The sequence below is a fragment of the Paenibacillus sp. CF095 genome, assembly GCF_900101225.1.
In the GTDB taxonomy this organism is placed as follows: Bacteria; Bacillota; Bacilli; order Paenibacillales; family Paenibacillaceae; genus Paenibacillus.
In genome coordinates, this window is record NZ_FMZN01000003.1 from 430714 (window position 1) to 456008 (window position 25295).

A 25295-nucleotide genomic window follows, 5' to 3' on the forward strand; every position below is an offset into this window, starting at 1 on the left:
TAGAGGAACAATTGAAGTGTTCGGGAAAGGTCGAAAGTGGAATGAGATACCTGTACCAGACGTATTACTGAACTATCTACTTGAGGTAGAAAAGGAAAGGATTTCTCCTTACAGACTTCAGGAAGAAGCATTCTTTGTATCTTAAAAAGGACGCAGACTATCCATTAGGCAGATACAGAAAATCGTCAATCTCACATTTGAAGAAGAAAAGAGCTATGGCAACCGTAAATGTTCCCTTGAACGCAATTCGTGAATACAAACCTTATGCTGGTAAGGCATAAATAGGTTGATGCCTGCATGAAATTTGCTTTGAACGCTTTGATTTTTGGTATAATGGAAGTGAATATAGAATGGAGTTGCTGTTATGGATTTGCTTGATCCCAGAGTAGATTTTGTCTTCAAACGTATCTTTGGCAGTGAAAATAATAAAGACGTATTACTGGCATTTCTGAATCGAGTCCTTACTGAAGCAGGAGATCCAGCACTTACAGAGATCATTTTAACAGGTGCGAATGCCAAGCTCACATGATTTCCCTGGGGGATTCGCACCTCGAATTCTGTCGAAAAGCTCTAATTCATGACCTTTTGGCAATGAATTAGAGCACGAAAACTAGAGGTAATCATTGTATAGTAGTAGAGATGCTGAAAATACGTTAATATCTGTTTATGGAGCATAGTTATTACGTCACTTTTCGCTGTCGCACTCTGTATGGAGTGCGTGGATTGAAATATCACGGTGCATCAACTTTAGGAGGTTGTCTATGGTCGCACTCTGTATGGAGTGCGTGGATTGAAATTTTAGCTTCTGGAGAGCGCTCCAGCGTGGATCATGGTCGCACTCTGTATGGAGTGCGTGGATTGAAATTTTAGCTTCTGGAGAGCGCTCCAGCGTGGATCATGGTCGCACTCTGTATGGAGTGCGTGGATTGAAATCTTCACACTTGAGCTTACAAGAGCAAACGCGTCGTCGCACTCTGTATGGAGTGCGTGGATTGAAATCAGCATGACGGTTGTCGCCATTGGCCCCACCTTTTGTCGCACTCTGTATGGAGTGCGTGGATTGAAATATATGTGAAAACCCACCCCAAGCTTGTCTAACACTGTCGCACTCTGTATGGAGTGCGTGGATTGAAATCATGCCCAGGTAAGTCAACCAGTACTACAGCATGGTCGCACTCTGTATGGAGTGCGTGGATTGAAATTGCTCCAATTACGCCAGAACCAACGCCTACATTAAGTCGCACTCTGTATGGAGTGCGTGGATTGAAATTCGTGTCGTCATCGGTGGTACTCCCTCTCCCGTAAGTCGCACTCTGTATGGAGTGCGTGGATTGAAATAGGTTGTCCATGATACCCGCGTTAACCACACCGGGGTCGCACTCTGTATGGAGTGCGTGGATTGAAATTCGCCCACGTATTCGATGGTGCAGTCTCTAATCTTGTCGCACTCCATATGGAGTGCGCGGATCGAATTGATGCAGTCAGGACAACAAATAACAAGGCGATGAGTCATGACTAGTCCTCCTCAAGTGTAAGTGTAAATATTAAGAGCTTTCGCAATTTCAATAGAACAAAAAATATTCTTGTCTCGTGATAAGAACATAGTCCCATTGAAGTTTGTGAAGGAACTAATGGGGCATTCTTCGATTGAAACAACCATGATTTATACGCACGTTAATGATGAACAAAAGAAAAGGACTATGGCTACTGTAAATGTTCCCTTAAACACAATTGGTGAATACAAACCTTATGCTGGCCAGGCATCAATAGGTCGATGCCTCCATGAAATTTGCCTTGAACGCTTTAATTTTTGGTATAATGGAAGTGGATATAGAATGGAGATGCTGTTATGGATTTGCTTGATCCCAGAGTAGATTTTGTCTTCAAACGTATCTTTGGCAGTGAGAATAATAAAGACGTATTACTGGCATTTCTGAATCGAGTCCTTACTGAAGCGGGAGATCCACCACTTACAGAAATCACCCTCATGAATCCATACACGGACAAAGATGACCCGCTCGATAAGCAATCGATCTTTGATGTTTATGCTAAACCTCAGAGGGGAAACTGATTGATATTGAAATGCAGCTATTTAATAAGTACGACATTGAGAAAAGAACGTTGTTTTACTGGAGTAAACCTATTCCAGTCAACTTCATGAGGGAGAGAAGTATCAGGAGTTGAAAAAATGCGTCACAATTAATATCCTGAACTATGCTTTTTTAGGCAATGATAATTACCATAGTACTTTTCATCTTCGAGAAGACCGGACAGGTTTAACCCTAATTGATGATATTGAGATTCATTTTCTGGAATTACCTAAGTTAGATGACATTATTCCTTCACAAGGTGGTCTTGAGAACTGGTTGTTGTTTCTGAAGGGTGTGGATACTACGCATTGGGAGGTGCTGAAGATGAATGAACCAGGATTAGAGAAGGCTATGGATACCTTGCAATTTTTGAGCCAGGATTCCGAAGCGCGTCGCTTGTATGAAGCGCGTCAGAAATATTTGCATGATGAAGCGTCGATGCTAGAAGGAGCTCGAAAAGCGGGTATCAAATCGGGTATCACAGAAGTAGCCAAAAATATGTTGGATTTGAATTTGGATATATCAACGATCGCTAAGGCAACTGGGCTGACTGAACAGGAAATTATTCAATTGAAAAGATAAGCCCTTTTTTATAAGCCGCTAACTTAGCGGCTTTTTGTTTTGTGAAGTAGAGACTTGAGTTAGCAAGTAAACAAAAAACAAACTGCATATGATATGATTTCATCACCAGTTTTGTTCACTCTTCTCTCTGAGGAGATCATTTTACGATTTCACTTAACTGAGATAGGTCGAGTAGATCTGTTGGATGAAATTCATGATATGAATATTTGGCTCGAATTTGGTGTATCTCAGGAAACACAAATTGCCCTGATGAGCTTGGGGCAACTCCAGTAAATCTTTAGGAAGTAGAGTACACCATGACTGAACAATAGTTGGACTAGTAAAGCGGTTGACTCAAAATAGCAGGTTCCATGGAAGAGTCTGTAGCAGCACTGATTGGCGTAGGAGTACATGTAGTCTCAGGATTGGCTACACAACTGTTAACTAGATGGTGGGCAAAGAAAGACCTAAGAGAAGCAGACAAACAGTTAATAATAAAGCTTACCTTCACTAAGCTGTACATCTTTGGTGTATAGCTTTTATCGTTTTTACATAGCAACTGTTCAAAAGCGCGGTATAGAACCCTGTAGATATCATCTTCAAGTAAAATTGAGGAGGGATGAAATATACAAGCCTAAAAAGTTGCAATTAATCCGTACACGATGGAGAGGGGAGTTCTTCAATCGTTTGTTACAATGAGAGGAATAACAGTATAGTTTAACTGATTGAAATAATTTACTGGATCGTCACCCTGAGACGGTGCTATTCAAAGGTTAAACAATATTACTGAGACTTGCGCCAAAATACTTCGTATTGTCTTAACCGGCACATGATGTGTTTTTTTGACATCTTAGATCTCACATACCCAATCATTTTAACGTAAGATTTCAGGCATGTTCATTTTATAGTTAACTACGATCATCGGTTGTATTCAATGTTGTTAATGATAATTAAGTATCATGAGCCAGGGTTTCGCCTAATTCCATTCAACATGATATTTTCAAAACATAATCCTTGCTGAATTTTTAAATTACAAGGATTTAAATTTACACTTTTTATATTCTTTCTTCATCTAATTCGAAGATGGAAGCTCAGCAGTTAAGTATTGCTTAATTTTAGCAGAATGGTTGGATGTTTAATTCGAGATGCCCCGTAATGCTTTCTACAGCTATTCATTTAACATTATCTTCTTCACTCTAGAACATCATCGTTTCCTTTCAAACGAACAAAGCTGCATTGAAAAAACTTTCAATATCCAAAACTTAAGATGAAGAAGAGAAGCTATTCCCCCCTAATGTGCAGACTCCGTTCGAGTAGAATATACTTCTGTTTTGTGAATTATAACAAGTTCAAGTTTGGTTTTTTAAGCAAAATGTCTTTGCTTTAAGAACCAAAATTATATTTAGACATCTCATTGGTACTTGAATTACCTGTTGTTTCTGAATCACTCCCGCACAATATTATATCTTTAACTATTTTAATACAAATATATATATCTAAGGGATTTAATGGTATTTTGATATAATAGAGAAGGGGGAAATGTTGATGAAAAGCACAGGGATCGTCAGAAAGTTGGACAATTTGGGACGAATTGTGCTCCCGAAAGAACTGAGAGATACAATGGAATTAGAAGAAAAAGATCCTGTTGAATTCTTCATAGACAACACTAGAGGAACGATTGTGTTAAGAAAGTATCAAGACCGTTTATGCATTTTTTGTGGTTCGCTGGATAATCTATTTCTATTTAGAGATAGACTGATTTGCCATTCTTGTTCGTTATCATTCTCAAATGAAGGATTAAAGCAAACGGGTACTCATGCTTACATACTTAATCAGGATACTCAAACAGAAGTTAAACAAGAAAGAAGAAAAGCAACCTCTATGGAACGTTTACTAATTTTACTCAATGAGAATCCCAAAGCTACTCAGAAAGAACTCTCTACACTGTTAGCTCTATCACAGGGTAGGGTAAGTCAGTTATTGAAAGAAGTAAAATCAAAATCAATACAACAGTGAACTACTTTAACTAAGAAAAAGATCCACTCGCAAATTTTAGCGAGTGGATCTTTTTTGATTTATAGATATGTGCATCTTCATATTTGAAAATACTTCTTTTCATTATCCTTAGCCAATTTCAGTTAGAGCAGAGAGAAGTATATATCCGCTATAATTTATAGGTAGATTTGTAATTGTAACATAAACCCACGTTACTCCGTTCACAACGGTATAATCACGACCACTTATTAGCTTAACCTTTTGATAAGGATATATAGCTAATACATGTTCTCCGTTAGGCGATGCGGTTTTTCTTATATTGGCTTGTTGGGTGACTAACCATTCCGCACTCATTATGGTTACTTCATCAGATCCTGGTTCGATTGTTAATCTTGAGTCTATTGTATTAGGTTTAATTCTATCCGTAGTGTTATTCGAAGCAAAAGCTCCAGTTACAGGGACAAATTTGCACATACCAAATATCCCAAATGTAATCATCAACAGTACAAGCAAAGTCGGAATTGAAAGGGCTCTACCTTCACCCAGTGCTACACCGATGTTATCCATTGATTCTCACCTCCTCTCCGAGAAGGGGATCTAAATCAGAAACAATAGACTTCCACTTTTGATAGACGTAGGACTCATCCAGATGCGGCACGCTGATGCCGATTTCAAGGATGCGTGCTGGAGAGCCATTAAGGTCTAGTCTCTGGATTTGCATCGGAGGTTGATCCGAGCAGTTATAAAAAAGCAAGTGTTATATGATGAGACGAAAAGTAAATTACAGTTTTGATGAGAACACTGCATTTAGCAGCATTGAATATTTTGTTTTAAATGAAGTGACCCCCCAAAGGTTAGAGTATGTCTAACAATTGGGGTGCAGTCCCCAATGCAGATTCAGGGCTTTTTTTATCAGCTGACTTTAACAGCCATTTTTATTATCCAGTGAACAATGATCTGTTGCGGTGTTTAGTACTACATTTGCGTGGGCTATGCGTTGTTCAAGTTCCTCGATTCCAAAGGCCCCCTAGTGAAATTAATTCATTCCCATTACGGAGAAGTAGGGTAGGGAAGCTGTTTACCTCGAAATGATTTACTTTGGCGAAGTCTGCGCGACCTGCAGTCATTGCTGATTGATATCCAAAAGTTCCAGGACTGCGATTGGATCAATTTTGTTAGCCAGGGCAATTGTATGGTACGTTTTTGGATCACTGAGGCTCATACCCTCATCGTAGAATGCTTGTTGCATGGCGGAGGCTAGATATAAAGCATGATCAGAAGGTTCTGGTAAGATGAGCCAAACTCTATACCAGGTGTCCAAGGACAAGAACTTGGTTCCTTTGCCGAAAAGGACAAGAACATTGTGTCATTGCGGATTAGATTGTTATCTAAATATTATCATGACAGAACTAATGTTAAGGTCCTCAGGGTTCACCATGTGATTGTTAACCCCGGGGTGTGGCGGGAAAAAGCACATTAATATAAGACTTTGCCGTTTAAAAACATTTGGAATTAAGTAAATAGTTACATTTGGATGATAATTCGACTGAAAGATAACTTGTTTGAGCATTTTTGTTCAATCTGAATAATGGTTGCTCATTCGAAATTGACCCAAACTTTTTCAACCAGGCCAATTCGCAGGGAGCTCTGACCGGTTACCAGGAATCGAGGCTCCTAGGTATACCCTAGGCCTTTTTTAAATTTGTCTCTCGGGAGACATTAAATGCCTAAACATAAGTCCCAGCTTTAAGAGCAGCAGATGATCGGTATTCTTCAAATCCAGATTCAGCAGCCCCGAAATTTTCTCCAGCCTGTACAGTACTGTGTTGCGATGGATATATAACTCACGTGCAGTTTCATTCACTTGGCCGTTGTTGGCGAAATAGGCTTCAAGTGTGTGCATCATCTCGCTGGTGTATTCCTCTTCTTTGTCCAGCAGTGGACGAAATAAATAAGAGCAAAACCTGACCATAACCTCCTGTGGAATATGCTTGAAGAGATAAATAAACTCCAGGTCAGCAAACATGACAACCGGTTCGCTTAAACCAAGCTCTGTACTGATTCTCTCAGCCTCCCCGCACTCCCGGAAGCCGTCCGTGAACTCCTCCATGCCTGTTCTCACTTTACTGATAAAACATGTCCTTGTTCCGTGGTCCCATGAATGCATCAAATCCGCATACAAACGTACCGAATTCTCATACTTCCTTCGATCTTTGGCCTCTTCATCTAGAAGGGGGAAGAGTGAATATATGCGATTCATCACATAAAAGTGATGGGATTCCAAGGAGGACGTTTTGGGATGATCCTGAAGCTTATTCTGAATCTCCCTCAGTTTTCGCCTTTGACTTTCATGGTCCCAAGCATCCGCTCTTGTGGAAGATACCATGCATACGTAGGGTGTGCTCCAAAATGTGCTTCCCAATGCTTCGGCAAATTCGAGCACCGTTTTCAAAGAGGCGTTCCCCTTTAAGTAACGTTCCATGACCGTGCCAAGACGACTGCCTGCTGCAGTAGCCTCCTGATTCTGGATGACCTCCAGATGATAGGAAAGAATCACGGCAGCTTGGTGAAAAATGCCTTCCATTTCATGTGCTTCCAGCAGATTTTCAGTTTGTATCAGCAAGTAACCGTATGACTTTCCGTTTTTCAGCAGGGGTACCCGATACAACAGGTTGCTCGCCGACTTGTAAAACCGATTGTCATGATTCCAGGGCCAATCGCTCAACAGCTCCATATCGGAACAGCGGGTCATATTATACAAGGTCTGTCCTTCAGAGGTAACGATGGCTAAAGGAACCCCTAAAATGCTTGTGATACTTTGAAAATAATTGGTGTACTCATCCGCCTGCATCGCAAAATCAACCAGCTTCTTCTGCGTTTCAAGCAATTCATTCAGCCGGCGGGTATCGCGTTGAAACTCGGATTGGTAGAGAGCGGTAATCTGCTCGGAGAAGGTGAATTGGAAAGGCAGCTCAATTAGGGGCAAGCCCAGCCGATCAGCTTCAAGCAGGGCTATCTCTGGTATTTCCGCCCAGTATCGACCAAGCTTGATGCCAAGTCCGGAGGCCCCACGTTCATTCAGCTTTTGCAGCAAATTAACAAATTCCTCGGGTGAATCTCTAATCGCATACGCTGTAGTCAACAAGAGTTCCCCTTCTTTCATCCAGTTGATCACATCCGGCGCATCCATCAAATTGATGGAGCTAATCGTTCGAGAAATTCCTTTTTTACCGGCTGCCAACTTCCCTTCCGATAACGGGTACACCGCCAACGCATCTTCTATCGTTAATTGCATGTCAATCCATCCTCCTAAACGATACATATCTGAATCAGGTACCGGACATCACGTAACTTTTTAAGCAATTATATAGGGTCTTGTCGAATTTCCGCAATCCCTTTTGTTATATATATGTCATATAAGTTAACACAAAACATAGGATTTTCTGTTTTTGAACCAACGTAAAGCGTATGCTGTTAGAAAAAAACCAAAATTGTGTTATGAATATTTACGCGCATATTTTTTGGCTATATGATAGGACACAACTTCAAAGAGAAGAGGGGATTCAGATGCAGCTCACCCAAAATCAACAGGCAGCGGCCCAAAAGGACAGTCGTTCCATGCTTGTAATCGATGATGTCGGCAAAATCTACCCCAATGGCACTGTAGCTGTGCAGCATGCGAGTCTGCATGTGGGGGAAGGAGAATTTCTATGTTTTGTCGGTCCTTCCGGTTGCGGGAAATCTACCATTTTCAATATGATTGCCGGTTTGACGGAACCGACCTCCGGTCATCTGACCGTGCTGGGTACTTCTCCAAAGGAAGCACGTAAACAGAATGAAATTGCCTTTGTATTTCAGGAGCATACCCTGCTCCCGTGGGCCAAGCTGATTGATAATGTCACCATGCCTCTTACTTTGCGTGGCGTATCCAAAAAGGAGCGGATTACCGAAGGGGAGCGGGTTTTAGAGTTGGTAGGCCTGAAGGATTATATGAAGGTGCTGCCCCGTGAGTTGTCAGGCGGAATGAAGATGAGAGTATCTATTGCACGAGCGTTGATATCTCGTCCCAAGTTGCTGTTAATGGACGAACCGTTTGGCGCCCTTGATGAAATTACCAGGCAGACGCTGCAGAATGAACTGCTAAATATTTGGGAACAGGACAAGAAGATGTCGGTTCTGTTCATTACGCATAACGTGTTCGAAAGTGTGTTTCTATCAACAAAAGTCGTGGTGATGACACCTCGCCCCGGTAAAATTTCGGATTTCATTGATATTCCGTTTGCCTATCCGAGGGATGATGAATTCCGGACCCAACCTGAATTCGGTGAATATGTACGCAGCGTGTCCAATGTACTGAATCATTGATAGCCAGAAATGAGAGGAGAGGGAAGCAACATGGAAGAGATGGTAGCTAATCCAGCCGTTGAAACGACACCAGGTATCCGAGCTTCTGGGAAGGACAATGCCCGCAGCCATCATCCGGCAGAAGAGAGCCCAGTCATTGGACTGCTGAAAAAAATTCTGCCGCCAATAGTCGTGTTTGTCCTGTTTATCGGTGGATGGGAATTAATCGTGCGGATACTCGGAATGCCCCCATATATCTTGCCCAAGCCATCCGATATTGCCGCAGCCGCTGCTGAGAACAGCGCGAATCTGATTACGTCGGTAAGCACAACCATTGTTGAGGCGTTGATCGGTTTTACGATCAGTGTAGTGCTCGGTATTTCATTGGCCATTCTACTGGCCCTGTCCAAAACAGTGGAAAAAAGCGTATATCCCTACGCTATTATCCTACAGACTATTCCGGTCGTTGCGGTAGCGCCAATCATAGTGATCTGGTTCGGAGCTGGAATAAATGCCATTGTGATCATCTCATTCTTAATCAGCTTTTTCCCGATTTTATCGAATACGCTGATCGGATTGAATTCAACGGATCAGAACATGAAGAATTTATTCTATTTGTATAATGCAAGCAAGCTGCAAACCATTTGGAGGCTGAGATTTCCAGCGGCACTTCCATACATTATGGCAGGACTGAAAATTTCATGCTCCAGTTCGGTTGTTGGAGCGATCGTGGGTGAATACATTGCAGGCATTGGTGGCGGACAAGGCGGACTCGGTTACGGGATTACCGTTGCGGCAACCCGCCTGCAAACGCCTTATCTGTTCGCCTGCGGTTTAGCGGCATCTGCCCTAGGAATCGCATTTTTCCTAATCATCAACATGGTGTCGAACAAACTTTTGAAGTCCTGGCATGAATCAGCAATGAAATGATACCAGACCCGGGGGAGAGATCCAACATGTCCAAACATCATATGAACTTTCGTTACAAGAAATGGCTGCTGTCGGCTGCTTCTTTGGTCCTACTGCTTCTGAGCGCATGCTCCAATTCCTCCGCTGTAGAATCCGCCGCCCCGGCGAGAGGGGAAGCTGGAACAGATTTGAAGCAGGTGAAACTGATCGAGGGCTGGTACGCCAAAGGGGAAGATGGAGGCTATTTTGCGGCATTGCAGCAGAACTATTATAAGGACAAAGGGATCAACATGACGATTCAGCCTGGAGGCCCCGAGGTGTCAACCATGCAGCTTGTCGCTGCAGGCAAAGCTGAATTCGGTATCTCTTATGCGGATGAAATTTTGAAGGCGCGGGAACAGGGAATCCCTGTTGTAGGTATCCTTGCTGGCTTTCAAAGCACACCGCAGGTTCTGATGTACCACAAGGGGGAGAACATTCAGGATTTCACAGACCTGAACGGCAAAACCGTATACATCGGCACAGCGGTGCCTTACTGGGAATATATCAAGAGCCAATACAATCTGACAGATGTAAAAGAAATGAAGTATAACGGGCAGCTGGTCAATTTTATCAATGACCCCAGTTCGCTCAATCAGGGTTACATCACGAATGAGCCTTACGCACTTTCTCAGCAGGGGGTTGAGGTGGACTATCTGAAAATCGCCGATTCCGGTTATGCGAACTATGCAGACGTTCTTTTTACGACGGAAGATTACCTTAAAGAGCACCCTGATGTTGTTAAAGCTGTGGTGCAGGCAAGTCAGAAAGGTTGGAGCTATTATCTAGACAACTATGAAAAGGTAAACCCGTTTATCCAAACCTACAATCCCGATATGACGGTAGAAGCAATGAATTATGAGGCAGTGCAGGAAAAACCCTTTATTCTTAACAAAGATTCCGAAGCAAATGGTATTGGTTACATGACAAAGGAACGCTGGAGCACCCTGCAGGATCAGATGATCAAGGGCGGAGGATTAACGAAATCACTAGATGTTACCCAGGCGTTTACAACGGAGTATCTGATGAAGCGATAAACCTGAACCAAAAGTATTTGAAGCTTCAAATCAGAAATTTCAGAAAAAATGAGGGGACTTAATATGTTCAAACTTGGAAATCGAAAGAGCTATTGGCAAGTGTCCGAAACGCTGGTGGATCTAAGGCGAACGCAAAAGTACGGCAAGTCAGTAACCCTCCCTGCACAGCCGCAGGAAATCATATTCGATCTCGAGCATACGGCAGTTATTGTCATCGATATGCAGAATGATTTCTGTACACCGGGTGGATGGCTGGATTCCATTGGGGTCGATACCTCTCCGCTCCTTAACCCGGTCAGCCGGCTGAACCGACTGATGCCCGAGCTGCGCAAAGCGGGAGTGCCTGTGATATGGGTGAACTGGGGCAATCGGGAAGACCGAATGAACGTGCCGCCATCCGTGCTTCATGTATACAATTCGGATGGGCGGGGCAACGGCATCGGGGACCCGCTGCCGGGGAACGGCTCCAAGGTGCTGGAGAAAGGCAGTTGGGGAACGGCAATTGTCGATGGTCTGGATTCGTCCCCCGACGATATCTATGTGGATAAATATCGCATGAGCGGGTTTTGGGATACACCACTGGACAGTATTCTACGCAATCTTAATATTCAAACGGTGTTGTTTGCCGGAGTAAATCTCGATCAGTGTGTCATGCATACTCTGCAGGACGCGGCTTGTCTCGGATATGACGGCATACTTCTGGAGGATTGCTCGGCAACAAGCTCCCCGGATTTCTGCATAGAAGCGACATTGTACAATATCAAGCAATGTTATGGCTTCGTTACGGATTCCACCTGGTTGGTACAAGAGCTGAGCGGGGCAGCGACTCCTATAGAGAGAAATACCTCAGAAGAGCTGGCATCGTTAGAAGGCTGAGCGGAAGGATGGGATGAAGCAATGAAGGACCAATGGAACGCCATCGTCAACCAAGTGATCGTTGAACCGACAGGTCAGGGTAGGCTGAACGGACTCAGCTTTATGGTCAAGGATGTGTTTGCCGTCTGTGGCAATACAAATGGCGCCGGTAATCCGTGTTGGCTCCAGACGCATGGGCCGGCGATGGAACACGCGGAAACGCTCAACCTGCTATTACAGCAAGGAGCTCGACTAACGGGGATGACGCATACGGATGAGCTGATGTTCAGCTTGAATGGTGAAAATGTTCATTATGGAACACCAGTGAATCCAAGGGCTCCCGATCGCATCCCTGGCGGTTCATCGAGCGGATCGGCGGTTGCTGTCGCCGCTGGGCTTGCTGACTTCTCCCTTGGAACGGATACGGGAGGATCGGTCCGTGTTCCATCTTCGTACTGTGGAATTTATGGAATGCGTCCATCGCATGGCATTGTCTCCGCGAAAGGCGTTATCCCACTCGCTCCCAGCTTCGACACCGTCGGCTGGATGGCACGTGATCTCGAGACGCTGTGCCGGGTAGGAGAAGTGCTTTTGCCGCAGACAGACTCGGGTACAGGCTTCAGCCGGGTGCTCATCGGTGAGGATGCGTGGGAGCTTGCTGACACTGAGAGCAAAGAGGCGCTTACCCCTTACCTAAAGTTGCTGTGCGGCATGGTTGCGAGTCATGAAACTGTTCGGATCGCCCCGCAGGGTCTACCTGAATGGATGACCATGTTCAGGACGATCCAGGGTTATGAAATATGGCAGGAGCACGGGGCGTGGATTGAACGTGAGCAGCCGACCTTCGGACCAGATACGGCCGGGCGATTCTCCTGGGCATCCACCGTTGAACGTGATGATCAGGAGAAGGCAGCAAAAAGCCGGATTGAGGTGTGCAAGCACATGGCTGACCTGCTCAGAACGGATACGGTGCTTGTGATTCCTACGACGACTGGAGCGGCCCCGAAGTTAGGGTTGGGCGGGCCTTTAATTGAAGAACGAAGAGTGAAAACGATGCGTTTAACCTGCATTTCCGGCTTGTCGGGTCTGCCGCAGCTTACAATTCCCGCTGCGGAGGTACTGGGCGGCCCGGTCGGTATTTCGATCATTGCCGGTCTGGGACAGGATCAACGTTTGCTGGAATGGGCCACATCCTTTTTTTCAGCAGTAAATTCAGAAGTAAAAGGATAAGAGCATCATTCGATATATGGACATGAAGCAACGTGTAAAAACAATAAAGCCTCAGGAGAAAGGGTGTCAGTTATGTTTCAACGATATGAAGGAACAGCGTGGGAGGAACGATTTTTGCCCCGTCTGACAAGCAAACAGGTCAAAGAACTGCCGAAGGATAAGGCGCTGGTTATTCTCCCAGTCGGAGCTGTGGAGCAGCATGGCCCCCATCTGCCCGTATATACGGACACTTTGATTGGGGAAGCGACATTATCACAAACGCTGGAGCGGGTGCGGGCGGATAAGGAGATCTGGCTGCTGCCTCCGGTTTCGTATGGCAAAAGCAATGAACATATCGGACTTCCGGGCACGATTTCCTTATCTGCGAGCACACTGCATGCCATCATGCTGGACATTGCAGAAAGTCTGAAGGCTAGTGGTTTTCGCAAGTTACTGTTGTTTAACACCCATGGCGGCAACGCGGATTTGCTAAATACGGTATCACGAGAAATACGGATCAGAACGGGGATGATGGTTTTCTATCTCAGTCCCAGCAGTCTGAATGTGGCAGAGGATCTCCTGTCTTCCGAGGAGCTGGAATACGGTATTCATGGTGGCGATTATGAAACCTCTCTCGTGATGTCCATTAAACCGGAATGGGTGAACAAGGAGTTCCTCGTCAAAGAGCTTCCTGATATGTCCTCTTACCGCTTTCTTACATTAGAAGGGAAAATTCGTTTCGCCTGGAAGATGGCTGATATCTCCGCTACCGGCATTGCTGGTGATGCTACGACGGCCACGCCTGAGAAAGGCAGCATTATTCAGGATAGAATCTCAACGATTTTGTCAGAGGCGCTGGAGGAACTGTGTGATTTTGAAATCACCGATGTCCGCGGGACTGAACCGGTTCAACAGCCAGCAGGAAGCACCCCGTGAAGCTCGTCAGTCTGAAACACGGCGATGGTGAACAGGCCGCGATTGAACATGCGGAACGATTCTTTCTTCTAGAGGAGATCAACAGGGCGGAAGGAAGCACTTGGAGCACCTCCGTTATGGAGATTTTGCAGCAAGGCCAGCTAGAGGAGCTAATCCAGTGGTATCAGAAGCACGGGGATAGAGCAGTTTCATCAATACCTTTCATACCTTCAGAAGGAGCCATATCCGCTCCTCTCTTCCGCCACCCTCGTAAAATATGGGGAATTGGCATGAATTATGTGCAAAAAGCGATCGATCTCGCATCTACTCCTCCAGAGCGTGAGCCAGTCTGCTTCATGAAGCCGGACTCAAGCCTGATCGGGCCGGAAGAGTATATCCAGCTGACGGCTCAGGATGTGAATGTGACATCAGAAGCAGAGCTTGCCATTATCATCGGCCGAACCTGCAAAAATGTGCCGGAAGAACGTGCGCAGGAGGTCATTGCAGGTTTTGCCGTAACGCTGGATATGACTAACCAGGACATTCACGCACGGAACCCCAGATTCCTGCAGCGATCCAAGGTATTCGATACATTTTTCAGTCTTGGACCACAACTAATAACACCTGATGAAATAAGTGATCTGCAGAGCCTCGTTGTTGAAACTGTGTTGAATGATGAGGTTATTCATAGCAATACGGTGTCTCACATGATGTATCATCCATGGTTCATTGTCTCGTATTTTTCACAGATGATGACTCTCTATCCGGGAGATGTGATCATGACAGGCACACCCGGGTCCGTCCGGATTCAGCAAGGAGATGTCGCCGAGTGTAGAATCAGTGGCTTTATGACGCTTCGAAATCCGGTAGGGTAAGTCGTATAAATCATCAGTAATTTTCCTTGGGGAGTGGTAATGAGATGAACAAGTACAGACAAAAGGGAATTGCAGTTTTACTCGCAGCAATATTTTCCTTATCCACATTGCTAGCGGCTTGCGGGAATCAGCCAACGGCTGAGAAAGCCTCTGCTACAGGGGGAAGCGAGGAACTCACGGCAATTACACAGGTGACGAACTGGTTTGCACAAGCAGAGCACGGGGGTCTGTATGCGGCAAAGGAACAAGGATACTACAATGAGGCTGGTCTCGATATGACCATCCAGGCTGGTGGGCCGCAGGTGTCTCCAACACAGATCGTGGCTTCAGGTAAGGCGCAGTTCGGACTGGCAACAGCGGATCAATTGCTGGTCGCTCGTGAAGAAGGAATCCCTCTTGTAGCGATTGCGACAATATTCCAGAAAAGCCCGCAGGGACTTATGGTTCATGCCAATCAGAACATGTCCTCCCTGGCCGATTTGAACAACCGCTCCGTATACGTGGGGACAGGCTCGGTGTTTTGGGATTTTGTGAAGAGTAAATACCAATTGGGTAACGTGAAGGAATTGGCTTATACCGGTTCTTTGGCTCCTTTTGTAGCCGATGAAACGGTTGCGATTCAGGGATATGTAACCAGTGAGCCGTACGAGATGAAGCAGCAGAATGTAGACATTAATTTCCTGCTACTGGCAGATGCCGGTTATAACCCGTATTCCAATGTGCTGTTCACCACGGAGCAGTACATGCAGGATCATCCTGATATTGTGCGTGGTTATGTCGAGGCTTCGATGAAGGGCTGGGATTATTACAAGACCAATTATGATACCGTGAATGACGTCATTTTAAAGGAAAACCCTGATTTTACGAAAGAAAAGCTGAACTATGCCGCAGAAGCGCTTATCCCGTTTGTATATGAAGGTGATGCGGCGACACATGGTGTTGGATACATGACAGAGGAACGCTGGACGGAGCTCGGAAAGCAGCTAAAGGAGATTGGGGCCTTGAAAGAGGAGCCTGATGTCAGCAAAGTATTTACGGATGAGTTCTTGCCGAGTTCCTAAGAGATTCCTTTAGGAAATCAGTTTTACAACATACGGGAGGGGAACCGAATGAATGAACATTGGATAGCCGTATTGAAAGAACGCATGGATCCGGAATTACTGCAGTGGGAGGAGGCAGCCCTTGCCAAATATTCGATGGATTATCATCACTTCTCTCCTGTGCTGGCCAGTCAGCTGCAGGGTAAGGTCGCCGAGTGCATCGCCAGTCCGCGCACCGAGGAAGAACTTGACGATCTGCTCTCCATAGCAGCAGAGCTGGGAGTTCCGCTGACCATCAGGGGGAACGGCACCGGCAACTATGGCCAATGCGTTCCGGTCACAGGCGGAATCGTCCTGAATCTGGCCAAATACAATAAGGTGCTCGAAATGGGAGAAGGCACTATGCGGATCCAGGCCGGTGCCAGACTCGGCAAAATGGAATCCACTGCCCGCAAGGCAGGTTACGAGCTGCGTACGATGCCTTCCACCTTTCAATCCGCGACGATCGGCGGTTTTTTATGCGGCGGTTTTGGCGGCATCGGTTCGATCAGCTGGGGGACGATCTGGGATGGGTTGGTACGTTCACTAAAAATCAAGACCGTTGAGGTTCATCCCCGTACCATTGAGCTCCAGGGAGACGAAGTGCTGCCTTACCTGCATACTTACGGTACAATCGGCATTTTGTCCGAAGTGGAAATCAATCTGGCTCCCCGAGTGGAATGGATGCAATGGGCAGTGACCTTTGACAGTTTTGAACAGGCTTTTCGCTTCGGGCAGTCGGTAGCTGAGGACACTTCCTTGATGAAACGGCTAATTTCCATCCATGAATGGCCGGTACCATCCTATTTTCTCCCGCTTGATCTCCCCGCTGACCATGCTGTCGCATTACTGGAAGTGGATACGGCCAACGAATCCCAGCTTGAACGTATCCTATCGAAGTATAAAGGTCACTTGGCTATGAAGGTCGCTGCCGAACAGTATCACAAAGGTGTAGGTGTCTCCGATTTCACATGGAATCATACAACTTTGTGGGCGCGCAAGGCAGATCCTGGCTTGACTTACCTGCAGCTAAATTTTGAACCATCCAGTGCCCTTGAGCAAATCTCCTCTGTGAAAAAGGAATATCCGGAAGTGATGAATCATATCGAGTTTGCCCGGCAAAACGGGAATTTGCTGATCTCCGGCCTGCCGCTGGTTCCCTTCACAACGGAGGAAAACCTGAATCAGCTGATGGAATGTTACGAGAAAAACCGCGTTATAGTCAACAATCCGCATACATGGGATTTGAAGGAGGGCGGGCGATCTTACGCCCATGATCGTTTGTGGGAAATCAAACATCGCAATGACCCGAAGGGAATTTTGAATCAGGAGAAATTAAAGCGTTCGGCTGTTAGCGGTGTCTAATCAACGGGTGATGGAAGAATGGCGCAACCTGCAGCAGTTAACGTGCCATGCGGATTTTAATAGTCAATCCGTATCTACAGCAAAGGAGCGAGTTGCATGAAATTTGGAAATGTAGTCATCCGCCGCAAGGTCCCTTGCACGATGCGCGACGGCATAACGTTGTATTCAGATATATACCTGCCGGACGAGACAGGAGAATATCCTGTGCTGCTGATGCGCCAGCCCTACGGACGGTCGATTGCTTCTACCGTTACGCATGCCCACCCCGTCTGGTATGCAAGTAAGGGATATATCGTGGTAATCCAGGATGTCAGAGGGAGGGGGGAGTCGGAAGGCGAATTTAATCCGTTTGTTCAAGAAGCTGAGGACGGATTTGATACCATTGAATGGGCAGCCGGTCTGTCCGGCTCGACCGGGAACGTAGGCATGTACGGTTTCTCTTATCAAGGCCTAACACAATGGGCAGCAGCTTCCCTCAACCCCCCTGCGCTCAAGGCGATTGCACCGAGCATGTGTCCGGCAGATATGTACCACGGCTTATTTTATCCGCATGGCTCCTTCGCACTTGGCAACCATCTGCCCTGGGCTTTCCAACTGGCTCGTGACACGGCACAAAGAGCGGGTGACTTCGAAACGGCAGAGCAATGCTCACGACTCATACGCAGCCCCGAGGAGATGCTTTGGAAAATGCCATTGAATGAAAGACATCCGATTCTGGAGCAATACTTTCCCGCATTTTATGATTGGACCGATCATCAAGCGTACGATGAGTACTGGGAGCGGATGAACTGGATCGACGAGATCGCCCGGGAACCGGTGCCGGCGTTGCATATTGGTGGCTGGTATGACGCCTTCCTAATGGGCACGTTACAGTCGTTCGAGGCTCTACAAGCTACGGCCACTTCGGATTGTTTTCAACGGCTCATTGTCGGCCCGTGGGCTCACATTCCATGGGGACGCAGAGCGGGCGGAATCGACCATGGAGAGCAAGCGGATGGTGGTCATCATCTGGAGCAGCTGCGCTGGTTTGATTATTGGCTGAAGGGCAAGGAAGACATGGAATTGCCTGGTGAATTGCCGATCCGATATTTTGACCAATTGAGTCATGAATGGCATACAGCGGAACAGCTACCTTCTGTATTTGAGGATGGGTCCTCTCCGTCCGAATCTTTTTATCTGTCGGGGTCACAGACCCCGGCGAACGGTGCAGCAGGAGGCGGAAGACTCGAAAAGCATAAGGAAGACGTGGAGGAGGCTGTTCCGGATGTATTCGTATACGACTCGCGTCTGCCGATGCGTTTGGACTCTTACTTGCCATCCGACCGAACTGCCATTCAGGAACGGCAAGAGATTCTGGTATATACGGGAGGACCGATTCCAGAGAATATCCCGATTTTTGGATCCCCGGAGTTGTCCGTGCAGTACCAAACATTGGGAGGTCCGACGGATCTGGTAGCAGTCCTGACGACCGTATCTGAGAATGGAACGGCCCGGCTACTGAGTGTGGGTCGCACGGAAATCTGCAGTGAAGGAGCAGATGCCTCCAATGAATGGAGAACGGCAAGGATTCGGCTGCGTCCCTTGGCTGCTACCCTGCCGGCTGGCTCGTATGTCCGGCTTGAGTTGACAGGCAGCGCCTTCCCGTTATTCGCTCGGCATCCGAACGGTGTCTGGGATGAGAGGAACAGCACGGGAACAGGTGGGTTGAAGATTGCCACCACGGCTGTTCGCAGCTTCAAACAGGACATATCCTGTTTGAAGCTGCCGTTGAAAAGATGAAAAGCGAAGCATACATTAAAATCAATCAAAGTGAGGTTGAATGTATATGGTGAACATTCCAGGTCTGGTTGCTGGTAACTTTGAGAATTGTCCCGTCCACAAAATTTCCGCACAGGATACGAACAAGTTCATTTTACTGTGCGACAGGGAGCAGGTTCCTTTCACTTCATTTGTGGAGATCTTCGAGGTTGGAGGCAGAACTCCATCCAATGAACACCGGGAGGCTTATGAATATTTTTATGTGCTAAAAGGGGAGGGGATTGCCAAAGTTGGCAACGAATATGAGACTCCGATCCGTCAAGGCTCATTTATTATTATTCCGCCGGGCAACCATCACGACATTATTAACACTGGCAGCACGCGTCTGTATTGTTTGACGACAATGGTACCGGACGAAATGTTCTCGGATATGATCAAAGCGGGTCCGGCCACCGAGCTTGACGAGGAGGATCTGGCCGTGCTTCAGGCGCTGGCTACCGCGCAATGAGTGCAGGGCTGCATTTCATTAATGTGCGTCTTCCGCATCGGGAAGACCTCTGTCTTTATGAACTAAAGGCGGAGGTTGGAAAATGGGTTAGTGTCCGTCGGCAGGATCGTTTCCTTGATACACGGGAAAGCGGTGCTTCCCGTCTGATGGTCCCGCACCAGGCTGGATCGGATCTGAAACGGTTGGCAGACGCGGATTGCATCGATCTGCAGGGCGGGATGATGCTTCCTGGCCTGGTTGACTGTCATATGCATCTGGATAAAGCTTTTTCGCTTGAGCAGGTGTCGAACCGATCCGGCACACTTCATGAAGCCATTCTTAATTACAGCCAGGCTGTACAGACATTCAGCAAGGAGCAGTTGGCGGAACGCATGCTGACGGCCGCCAGAATGGCACTGAGCTACGGGACCACGACCATAAGGAGCCACCTTGACTTCCCTGTTCATTTGGGGAGAGAGGTGGCCTTTCGGACGATTGAGGCAGCCTTGGAAGTACGGGAGAAGTTGATGGGCAGTATGGCTATCCAATATGCGCTAATGGTTCCGTTCCGCGGCAATCATGAAGCTGCGGATGAGGCAATCGAGGAAGCACTGCGGATGGGAATTGATGTACTGGGTGGAGCCCCTCATCTGGCAGACGACCCTGAACGGGAGATAGGCAGGATTTTTCGGTTAGCGGAACGTTTCGGCGTACCCATTGATCTGCATGCAGATGAAAGTGATAATCCCGGAAAAAAAACCGTGCTGAGCATAGCAGAGCATACGATTCGCTACGGTTATCAGGGCAAAGTGACGGCAGACCATCTGTGCTCGTTGTCTGCAATGACGGAAAAAGATGCACAGCATGTGATGGCGAAGATGAAGGAAGCTGGTCTGAACGCGGTAACGCTGCCTGCAGTGAACCTGTATCTTCAGGGACGGGAAGATCGCGGCCTGGTAAGACGGGGCACAACACGCATTCGCGAGCTGCTTGCAGAAGGTATTCCACTTGCAGCGGCCTCCGACAATATTCAAGACCCGTTCCATCCGTTCGGCCGCGGGGATCTGATACAGATCGCCCAAATCACATCGTATGCGGCCCATATGGGCAGTGAACAGGATTTAGTACAGCTGCTGCGGATGATCACGGATACACCTGCTGAGATCACAGGCTGCGACCGGTACGGAATAGAAGAAGGGCATGACTGCAACTTTGTCGTAACGGATGCTTCGGATATCACGCAGCTGCTATCTGGTACAAAAATGAGTCGCTGGGTGTATGCCTCCGGCAGATGGCAGTCTGCTTTGCATACAGCCCAGACGTTTGCGTCTGATTTGATAACATGATTGGCAACAAAAAGGAATTACCGTCAGTTGAACACAGAAGAGAAAGAGGGTGGCAAGATGGTTGCACAAGTCACAGGCACACAGAACATGGTAGTCAGTCCTCACTCTTTGGCCAGCGCGGCAGGAGCGCGTATTTTGCAGCAAGGAGGTAACGCCTTTGATGCCGCCGTGGCGGTGAGCGCTTGTCTTGCCGTCGTATACCCACATATGACAGGACTGGGAGGCGATTCCTTCTGGCTGACCTATAACACCGGAGAGAGAAAAGTCAGGGCATATAACGCGAGTGGACGTTCGGGCAGCCGGGTTACTACCGCCTGCTTTGCGGGCGAATCAGCCATCCCACAGCGGGGACCCCGAAGCGTCATTACCGTGCCGGGTATGGTGGACGGTTGGGATGCCATATTGCAGGAATATGGCTCGAAGACGCTGGCAGAAGTGCTTGAGCCCGCGATCCGTTATGCGCTGGAAGGCTTCCCGCTGTCGCCGGACCAGCATGTCAATACGGCCGAGCGCTTCGATGTGCTGGCAGCTTATCCACAGACAGCCGCCATCTATCTGCCTGGGGGGAAAGTCCCGGAGCAGGGCAGCCGCTTTGTGCAGTCTGCTTTGGGAAGCAGCCTGCTGCAGGTTGCGGACCAGGGCCGAGACGTATTTTATTCTGGCAGTGTTGGTCAGGAGATTGTTCGCTCCCTTAAGGAGCAGGGCGGTCTGCTGACACTAGAGGACTTTGCGAGACACAGAGGTGAATGGGTGGAACCGGTCAAAGGGAGTTACCGAGGACTTGATCTTTATCAGGTCCCTCCGAACTCACAGGGCTTTACTGGTATAATGGCGCTTCATATTCTAGAACAGTTTGATTTGGAGAGTATAGAGCATGGTTCCTATGAGTACTATCACCTGCTTGTGGAGGCGCTGAAGCAGAGCTTCCGTGACCGCGATCGTTATTTGACAGACCCACAATTTTTCTCCATTCCTCTGGACCGGCTGCTGTCCAAATCCTATGCCGCGAAGCTGGCGGCCTGCATCGATATGGAGCGAGCCCTGCCGATGGATACTCAACCGGTAGGCCATGATACAGCATATGCAGCGGTAGTAGACAGTGAGGGCAATGCCGTTTCATTTATCCAAAGCCTCTATTTTGAGTTCGGCTCGGCCGTGGTTGGGGGAGACACCGGTATTTTGCTGCAGAACCGGGGCTCGTTCTTTTCTCTTGAGCCGTCGAATGTGAACAGGCTTGAACCAGACAAAAGAACTTTTCATACCCTGATGCCAGCGATGGCGTGCCGCGATGGGAAGCCGTATATTTTGTACGGTACCCAGGGAGGAGAAGGTCAGCCCCAAACACAGACCGCGCTGCTGACCCGCATGGTCGATTATGGTATGACTCCCCAGACCGCTGTGCGTGAACCCCGCTGGGTGTGGGGAAGAACATGGGGAGAGGCAACGCAAGAATTAAGAGTGGAAGGCCGAATTGCGGCAGAAGTGCAGCAGCGTTTAAGGCTAGCCGGACACGAGGTACACACAGTTGAAGATTTTGCTAGAGTCATGGGACATGCGCATGCCATTATGATCGATGAAAATGGCTTCCTGCTCGGGGGCACAGACCCCCGCTGCGATGGTGCGGCTATTGGATGGTAAACCAGAACCGAGGCGTAGCCTTAACAGTCATATATTAAACGGAAATATCATGTCGCTTTTTATTAGATGTTATGATAAATCTAGTATTGGACGGATTCTCCCACCGGTTTCCAGCCGAACAAATTCCGGGTATAAACTGCGCTATTAATCTGGGCAGCGGGATTATTTTGTATCAATTATCAACCGTTGCCGTAACTCTCAGTAATTTGGGACATCTTGGTGTTGATGTTTCCGAATCTTGGTTTTGATGCAAACATGACGAGGGACAAGAACATATTCCTATTGAAGTCGCTATTTTAGCGGCTTTTTTATGTTATCGGTACAAGTTCTTGTCCCGAGCCAAGGACAAGAACTTGTACCGATTGCCGAAATGAACAAGAACATGTTCCCATTCTCGATTAGATGAACCAATTTGAGTAAAAATATAAAAATAAATGCAACATTTTACTGAAAATTGCGTTTTATTTTATATACCTTATGAGAGGAGATAGTTTATGAACAAGCGCATTTTATCACTGATAGTAACCTTGCTAATGATATCGTTAAGTATTTTTATTAGTACAGGTCAAGCGGCGGAGTCCATATCAAACGATAACATTAGAGTGCAAAGCAATGATCCAGGTCATAAATGGGAGATACCTACCGCTACTAGTTTCACGAAGTCATTAGAAACTGAGGCAGAGGCAGTCACGGAACAATATCCTGAAGCCAGTCTACTTAACACAAATATATTGATAGATCGAGGTAACGTACAACTAGAGTTAATGAGCAACCATAGCGATATTTATACTGGTGCATACACCGATGAAAACGGTAAGAATGTCATACTTGTTACTGAGTTACCAAACGAATTAAAAAGTTCAGTAATGAGCACGAGTGTTTTTCCTCAAAATATTGAATATTTAATTGTAAAATATTCTTTAGAAGAACTGACTAAAGCAAAAGAATCATTATCTGGAAAAATGAAAGAGTTAGGGTTAGAAGCGGTTGGTATAAATCCTAAGTTGAACAAAGTTAATGTGTACATCTCACAAGAGCAGTACGATAATGCTAAGGAAGAGATACTAAACTATATCGATGAAGATATGGTGAGATGGGTAATAGGCGAGTTGAGCCTTCAAACACAAGCGTATAACTTGTTTCCCGGAGAAAAAATTGAACGAGGAACTGCTATTACTTCCCCGGCATGTAGTTTAGGTTTCAACGGTCGTGCCAATGGTAACAACGTCGGTGTTACTGCGGGGCATTGTGAGAATGGAACTTGGTATGACTTATCTGACGGTTCTAGCCCGATTGGTACAATGAACAATGCTGTATTTTCGGATACGTCTAAGTTCGATGCAGGTTATATAGTATACAACTCATCTGTAAATCCGAGCCATAATTTAAATGGTAATTCTTTAACGATAGGGACAACGGATTACTCTGGCCTATATCGTCAGGTTGGAGATAAGGTAAGAGTACACGGGTACAATTTGAATGGAAGTAGTTATCCTCTAGCTGAGATTGTTGACACTAGTTATGATATTAATGGTGGACCGACTGATATGATCATTACTGGACTTAGTGGTACACAGCTAGGAGATAGTGGAGGATTAGTATACAATGTCGTCAATAATGGTGTACGAAACTATGCAAGAATTGAAGGTACCCACACTGGTATAGTTAGACAAGGTGGAATAGATACATGGCAAGCTTTTTCAAAATATAGTTATACAATTAGTTCGCTAGGTCTCTCGGGAGTCTACACCGATTCCTCCTATTGATGATTTTATATTGCAAGTGGAAGGTGATAATCATGGCTAAACTAGTGAGTGGACTCACACTCGTTTTGTTACTACTAGCCGTCGGCTGTAGTTCTCAAAATGAACAAACTCAATCAGATGCGGACATCAGCGGTACAATTATAGAAGTTAATGAAAAAGATAATCAAATATTGATTGAACAAGGTAACCCAGATGATCCTGCAATGAAACAAATTTGGATAAGTAAAGATGAGGATAGTGAAATAGTTATCGGTGGGGCAGCCGAGTCTAAATTTGCTAGTTCAATAAAAAATAAAAAAGCTGAAGTATGGATAAAAAATCTTATAGCCCAGTCATCACCTCCACAAGCTATAGCTGAAAAAGTCATTATTGAATAATAAAGGTTAAGGTAATTAATATCAAAGTCGCTACTTAGCGGCTTTTTTGTTTTAAGAACCAAATTTTTATTCCAAGCTGAGTTCCGAGCCAAGAACAAGTAATTGATCAGGGGTTTTCTTAGAAGACAATTCCAAAGAGATAGAGAATCCCAAAACTAATGCCCAATGGAATACTATCGCCAAGAACAGAGCTTGAATAAACTTTTCTCATCAATACCAGAAGCACCGTGAGCTGAAGCCACTCATCGTCATATACAAAGAGAACTTTCTCCCGATGGCTCCTTTATGATCCGATACTACCGCCCCAGTATTGAGGGCAAACGCCCAGATTGAAAGTGCACAGAACTTGCGACGAAGGAAAAGAATGGCGGGCTGTGACACGAGACAATTCCACGGTGTTCGGCTGGAGTGCATCCTCCAGAAGTTCCGATCCTGCGGGCGCTGCAAAGATATATGAATGGCTTCCGGAAAATACGTTCGATAATGTCAATATTAGCGTTTGTTCGATAAAAAGACTCCCCCGGGTCAGAATATTTGTTAATTCTGCTCATGGCGGAGAGGCAACACCCAAAGAGGAGAAAGAATGGAGAAAAAGACGTAAAGGGTGGTCTGTCTGGTGTGTGTCTAAGAACCTTTAAGCGTGATATACT

At 46.4% G+C, this 25295-nt stretch carries 20 protein-coding genes, 2 pseudogenes and 1 CRISPR repeat array; of the genes and pseudogenes, 20 read left to right on the forward strand and 2 right to left on the reverse strand.

Annotated elements, in window-relative coordinates; genetic code table 11:
• Nucleotides 1–364: 364 nt before the first annotated feature.
• From BLS69_RS23885 to BLS69_RS23900, 4 genes and pseudogenes are all read left to right on the forward strand, one after another.
• A pseudogene (locus BLS69_RS23885) lies at nucleotides 365–502 on the forward strand (PD-(D/E)XK nuclease family transposase); the annotation flags it as partial.
• A 195-nt stretch (nucleotides 503–697) separates the two neighbouring features.
• A CRISPR array of direct repeats spans nucleotides 698–1474; the repeat unit is 33 nt; unit sequence GTCGCACTCTGTATGGAGTGCGTGGATTGAAAT.
• Nucleotides 1475–1610: 136 nt separating this feature from the next.
• On the forward strand, nucleotides 1611–1874 hold the full coding sequence (locus tag BLS69_RS23890) for a hypothetical protein (RefSeq protein WP_256332409.1): 264 nt from the start codon (nucleotides 1611–1613) through the stop codon (nucleotides 1872–1874).
• Nucleotides 1850–2672: pseudogene (locus tag BLS69_RS23895) on the forward strand (Rpn family recombination-promoting nuclease/putative transposase). The gene BLS69_RS23890 and the pseudogene BLS69_RS23895 overlap by 25 nt, the downstream one beginning before the upstream one ends.
• A 1524-nt stretch (nucleotides 2673–4196) precedes the next feature.
• A complete protein-coding gene (locus tag BLS69_RS23900) occupies nucleotides 4197–4667 on the forward strand; it encodes an AbrB/MazE/SpoVT family DNA-binding domain-containing protein (RefSeq protein WP_091037226.1) in 471 nt (156 codons plus the stop codon).
• A 108-nt stretch (nucleotides 4668–4775) separates the two neighbouring features.
• On the opposite strand, the gene BLS69_RS23905 is transcribed toward BLS69_RS23900, so the two are convergent.
• Entirely contained in the window at nucleotides 4776–5213 is a 438-nt protein-coding gene (locus BLS69_RS23905; protein WP_091037227.1) for a hypothetical protein, read from the reverse strand.
• Nucleotides 5214–6342: 1129 nt separating this feature from the next.
• Nucleotides 6343–7941: a PucR family transcriptional regulator gene (locus BLS69_RS23915; protein WP_176872983.1), complete on the reverse strand. Its 1599-nt coding sequence runs from the start codon at nucleotides 7939–7941 to the stop codon at nucleotides 6343–6345.
• A 272-nt stretch (nucleotides 7942–8213) separates the two neighbouring features.
• On the opposite strand from BLS69_RS23915, the gene BLS69_RS23920 reads away from it, so the two are divergent.
• The 16 genes from BLS69_RS23920 to BLS69_RS33005 all read left to right on the forward strand — a co-directional run bounded on the left by BLS69_RS23920 (nucleotide 8214) and on the right by BLS69_RS33005 (nucleotide 25283).
• Nucleotides 8214–9011: an ABC transporter ATP-binding protein gene (locus BLS69_RS23920; protein ID WP_091037233.1), complete on the forward strand. Its 798-nt coding sequence runs from the start codon at nucleotides 8214–8216 to the stop codon at nucleotides 9009–9011.
• A gap of 30 nt (nucleotides 9012–9041) precedes the next feature.
• Nucleotides 9042–9920, forward strand: a complete 879-nt coding sequence (locus tag BLS69_RS23925; RefSeq protein ID WP_091037235.1) for an ABC transporter permease — start codon at nucleotides 9042–9044, stop codon at nucleotides 9918–9920.
• A gap of 26 nt (nucleotides 9921–9946) precedes the next feature.
• A complete protein-coding gene (locus tag BLS69_RS23930; protein ID WP_091037236.1) occupies nucleotides 9947–10975 on the forward strand; it encodes an ABC transporter substrate-binding protein in 1029 nt (342 codons plus the stop codon).
• Between the two features lie 63 nt (nucleotides 10976–11038).
• On the forward strand, nucleotides 11039–11851 hold the full coding sequence (locus BLS69_RS23935) for a cysteine hydrolase family protein (RefSeq protein WP_091037240.1): 813 nt from the start codon (nucleotides 11039–11041) through the stop codon (nucleotides 11849–11851).
• Nucleotides 11852–11872: 21 nt separating this feature from the next.
• Complete coding sequence (locus BLS69_RS23940; protein ID WP_091037243.1) at nucleotides 11873–13060, forward strand: amidase; 1188 nt, start codon at nucleotides 11873–11875, stop codon at nucleotides 13058–13060.
• A gap of 72 nt (nucleotides 13061–13132) precedes the next feature.
• The gene (locus BLS69_RS23945) at nucleotides 13133–13975 is read left to right on the forward strand and encodes a creatininase family protein (RefSeq protein WP_091037246.1); all 843 of its coding nucleotides are present in this window, start codon (nucleotides 13133–13135) and stop codon (nucleotides 13973–13975) included.
• Nucleotides 13972–14829, forward strand: coding sequence for a fumarylacetoacetate hydrolase family protein (locus tag BLS69_RS23950; protein ID WP_091037248.1), 858 nt, complete (start codon nucleotides 13972–13974; stop codon nucleotides 14827–14829). Before BLS69_RS23945 ends, BLS69_RS23950 begins: the two co-directional genes overlap by 4 nt.
• 44 nt (nucleotides 14830–14873) lie before the next feature.
• Nucleotides 14874–15890, forward strand: coding sequence for an ABC transporter substrate-binding protein (locus BLS69_RS23955; protein WP_091037249.1), 1017 nt, complete (start codon nucleotides 14874–14876; stop codon nucleotides 15888–15890).
• Between the two features lie 48 nt (nucleotides 15891–15938).
• Nucleotides 15939–17273, forward strand: a complete 1335-nt coding sequence (locus tag BLS69_RS23960; RefSeq protein ID WP_091037252.1) for an FAD-binding oxidoreductase — start codon at nucleotides 15939–15941, stop codon at nucleotides 17271–17273.
• Between the two features lie 96 nt (nucleotides 17274–17369).
• Nucleotides 17370–19052, forward strand: a complete 1683-nt coding sequence (locus BLS69_RS23965; RefSeq protein ID WP_091037254.1) for a CocE/NonD family hydrolase — start codon at nucleotides 17370–17372, stop codon at nucleotides 19050–19052.
• A 46-nt stretch (nucleotides 19053–19098) separates the two neighbouring features.
• On the forward strand, nucleotides 19099–19539 hold the full coding sequence (locus BLS69_RS23970) for a cupin domain-containing protein (protein ID WP_091037257.1): 441 nt from the start codon (nucleotides 19099–19101) through the stop codon (nucleotides 19537–19539).
• Nucleotides 19536–20864, forward strand: a complete 1329-nt coding sequence (locus BLS69_RS23975; RefSeq protein WP_091037260.1) for an amidohydrolase family protein — start codon at nucleotides 19536–19538, stop codon at nucleotides 20862–20864. The genes BLS69_RS23970 and BLS69_RS23975 overlap by 4 nt, the downstream gene beginning before the upstream one ends.
• A gap of 57 nt (nucleotides 20865–20921) precedes the next feature.
• Nucleotides 20922–22502: a gamma-glutamyltransferase gene (gene ggt / locus BLS69_RS23980; RefSeq protein WP_091037261.1), complete on the forward strand. Its 1581-nt coding sequence runs from the start codon at nucleotides 20922–20924 to the stop codon at nucleotides 22500–22502.
• Between the two features lie 494 nt (nucleotides 22503–22996).
• On the forward strand, nucleotides 22997–24268 hold the full coding sequence (locus BLS69_RS23985; RefSeq protein WP_091037264.1) for a chymotrypsin family serine protease: 1272 nt from the start codon (nucleotides 22997–22999) through the stop codon (nucleotides 24266–24268).
• A gap of 32 nt (nucleotides 24269–24300) precedes the next feature.
• Nucleotides 24301–24645: a DUF3221 domain-containing protein gene (locus BLS69_RS23990; protein WP_176872985.1), complete on the forward strand. Its 345-nt coding sequence runs from the start codon at nucleotides 24301–24303 to the stop codon at nucleotides 24643–24645.
• Between the two features lie 335 nt (nucleotides 24646–24980).
• The gene (locus tag BLS69_RS33005; protein WP_371129095.1) at nucleotides 24981–25283 is read left to right on the forward strand and encodes a SpvB/TcaC N-terminal domain-containing protein; all 303 of its coding nucleotides are present in this window, start codon (nucleotides 24981–24983) and stop codon (nucleotides 25281–25283) included.
• Nucleotides 25284–25295: the final 12 nt, after the last annotated feature.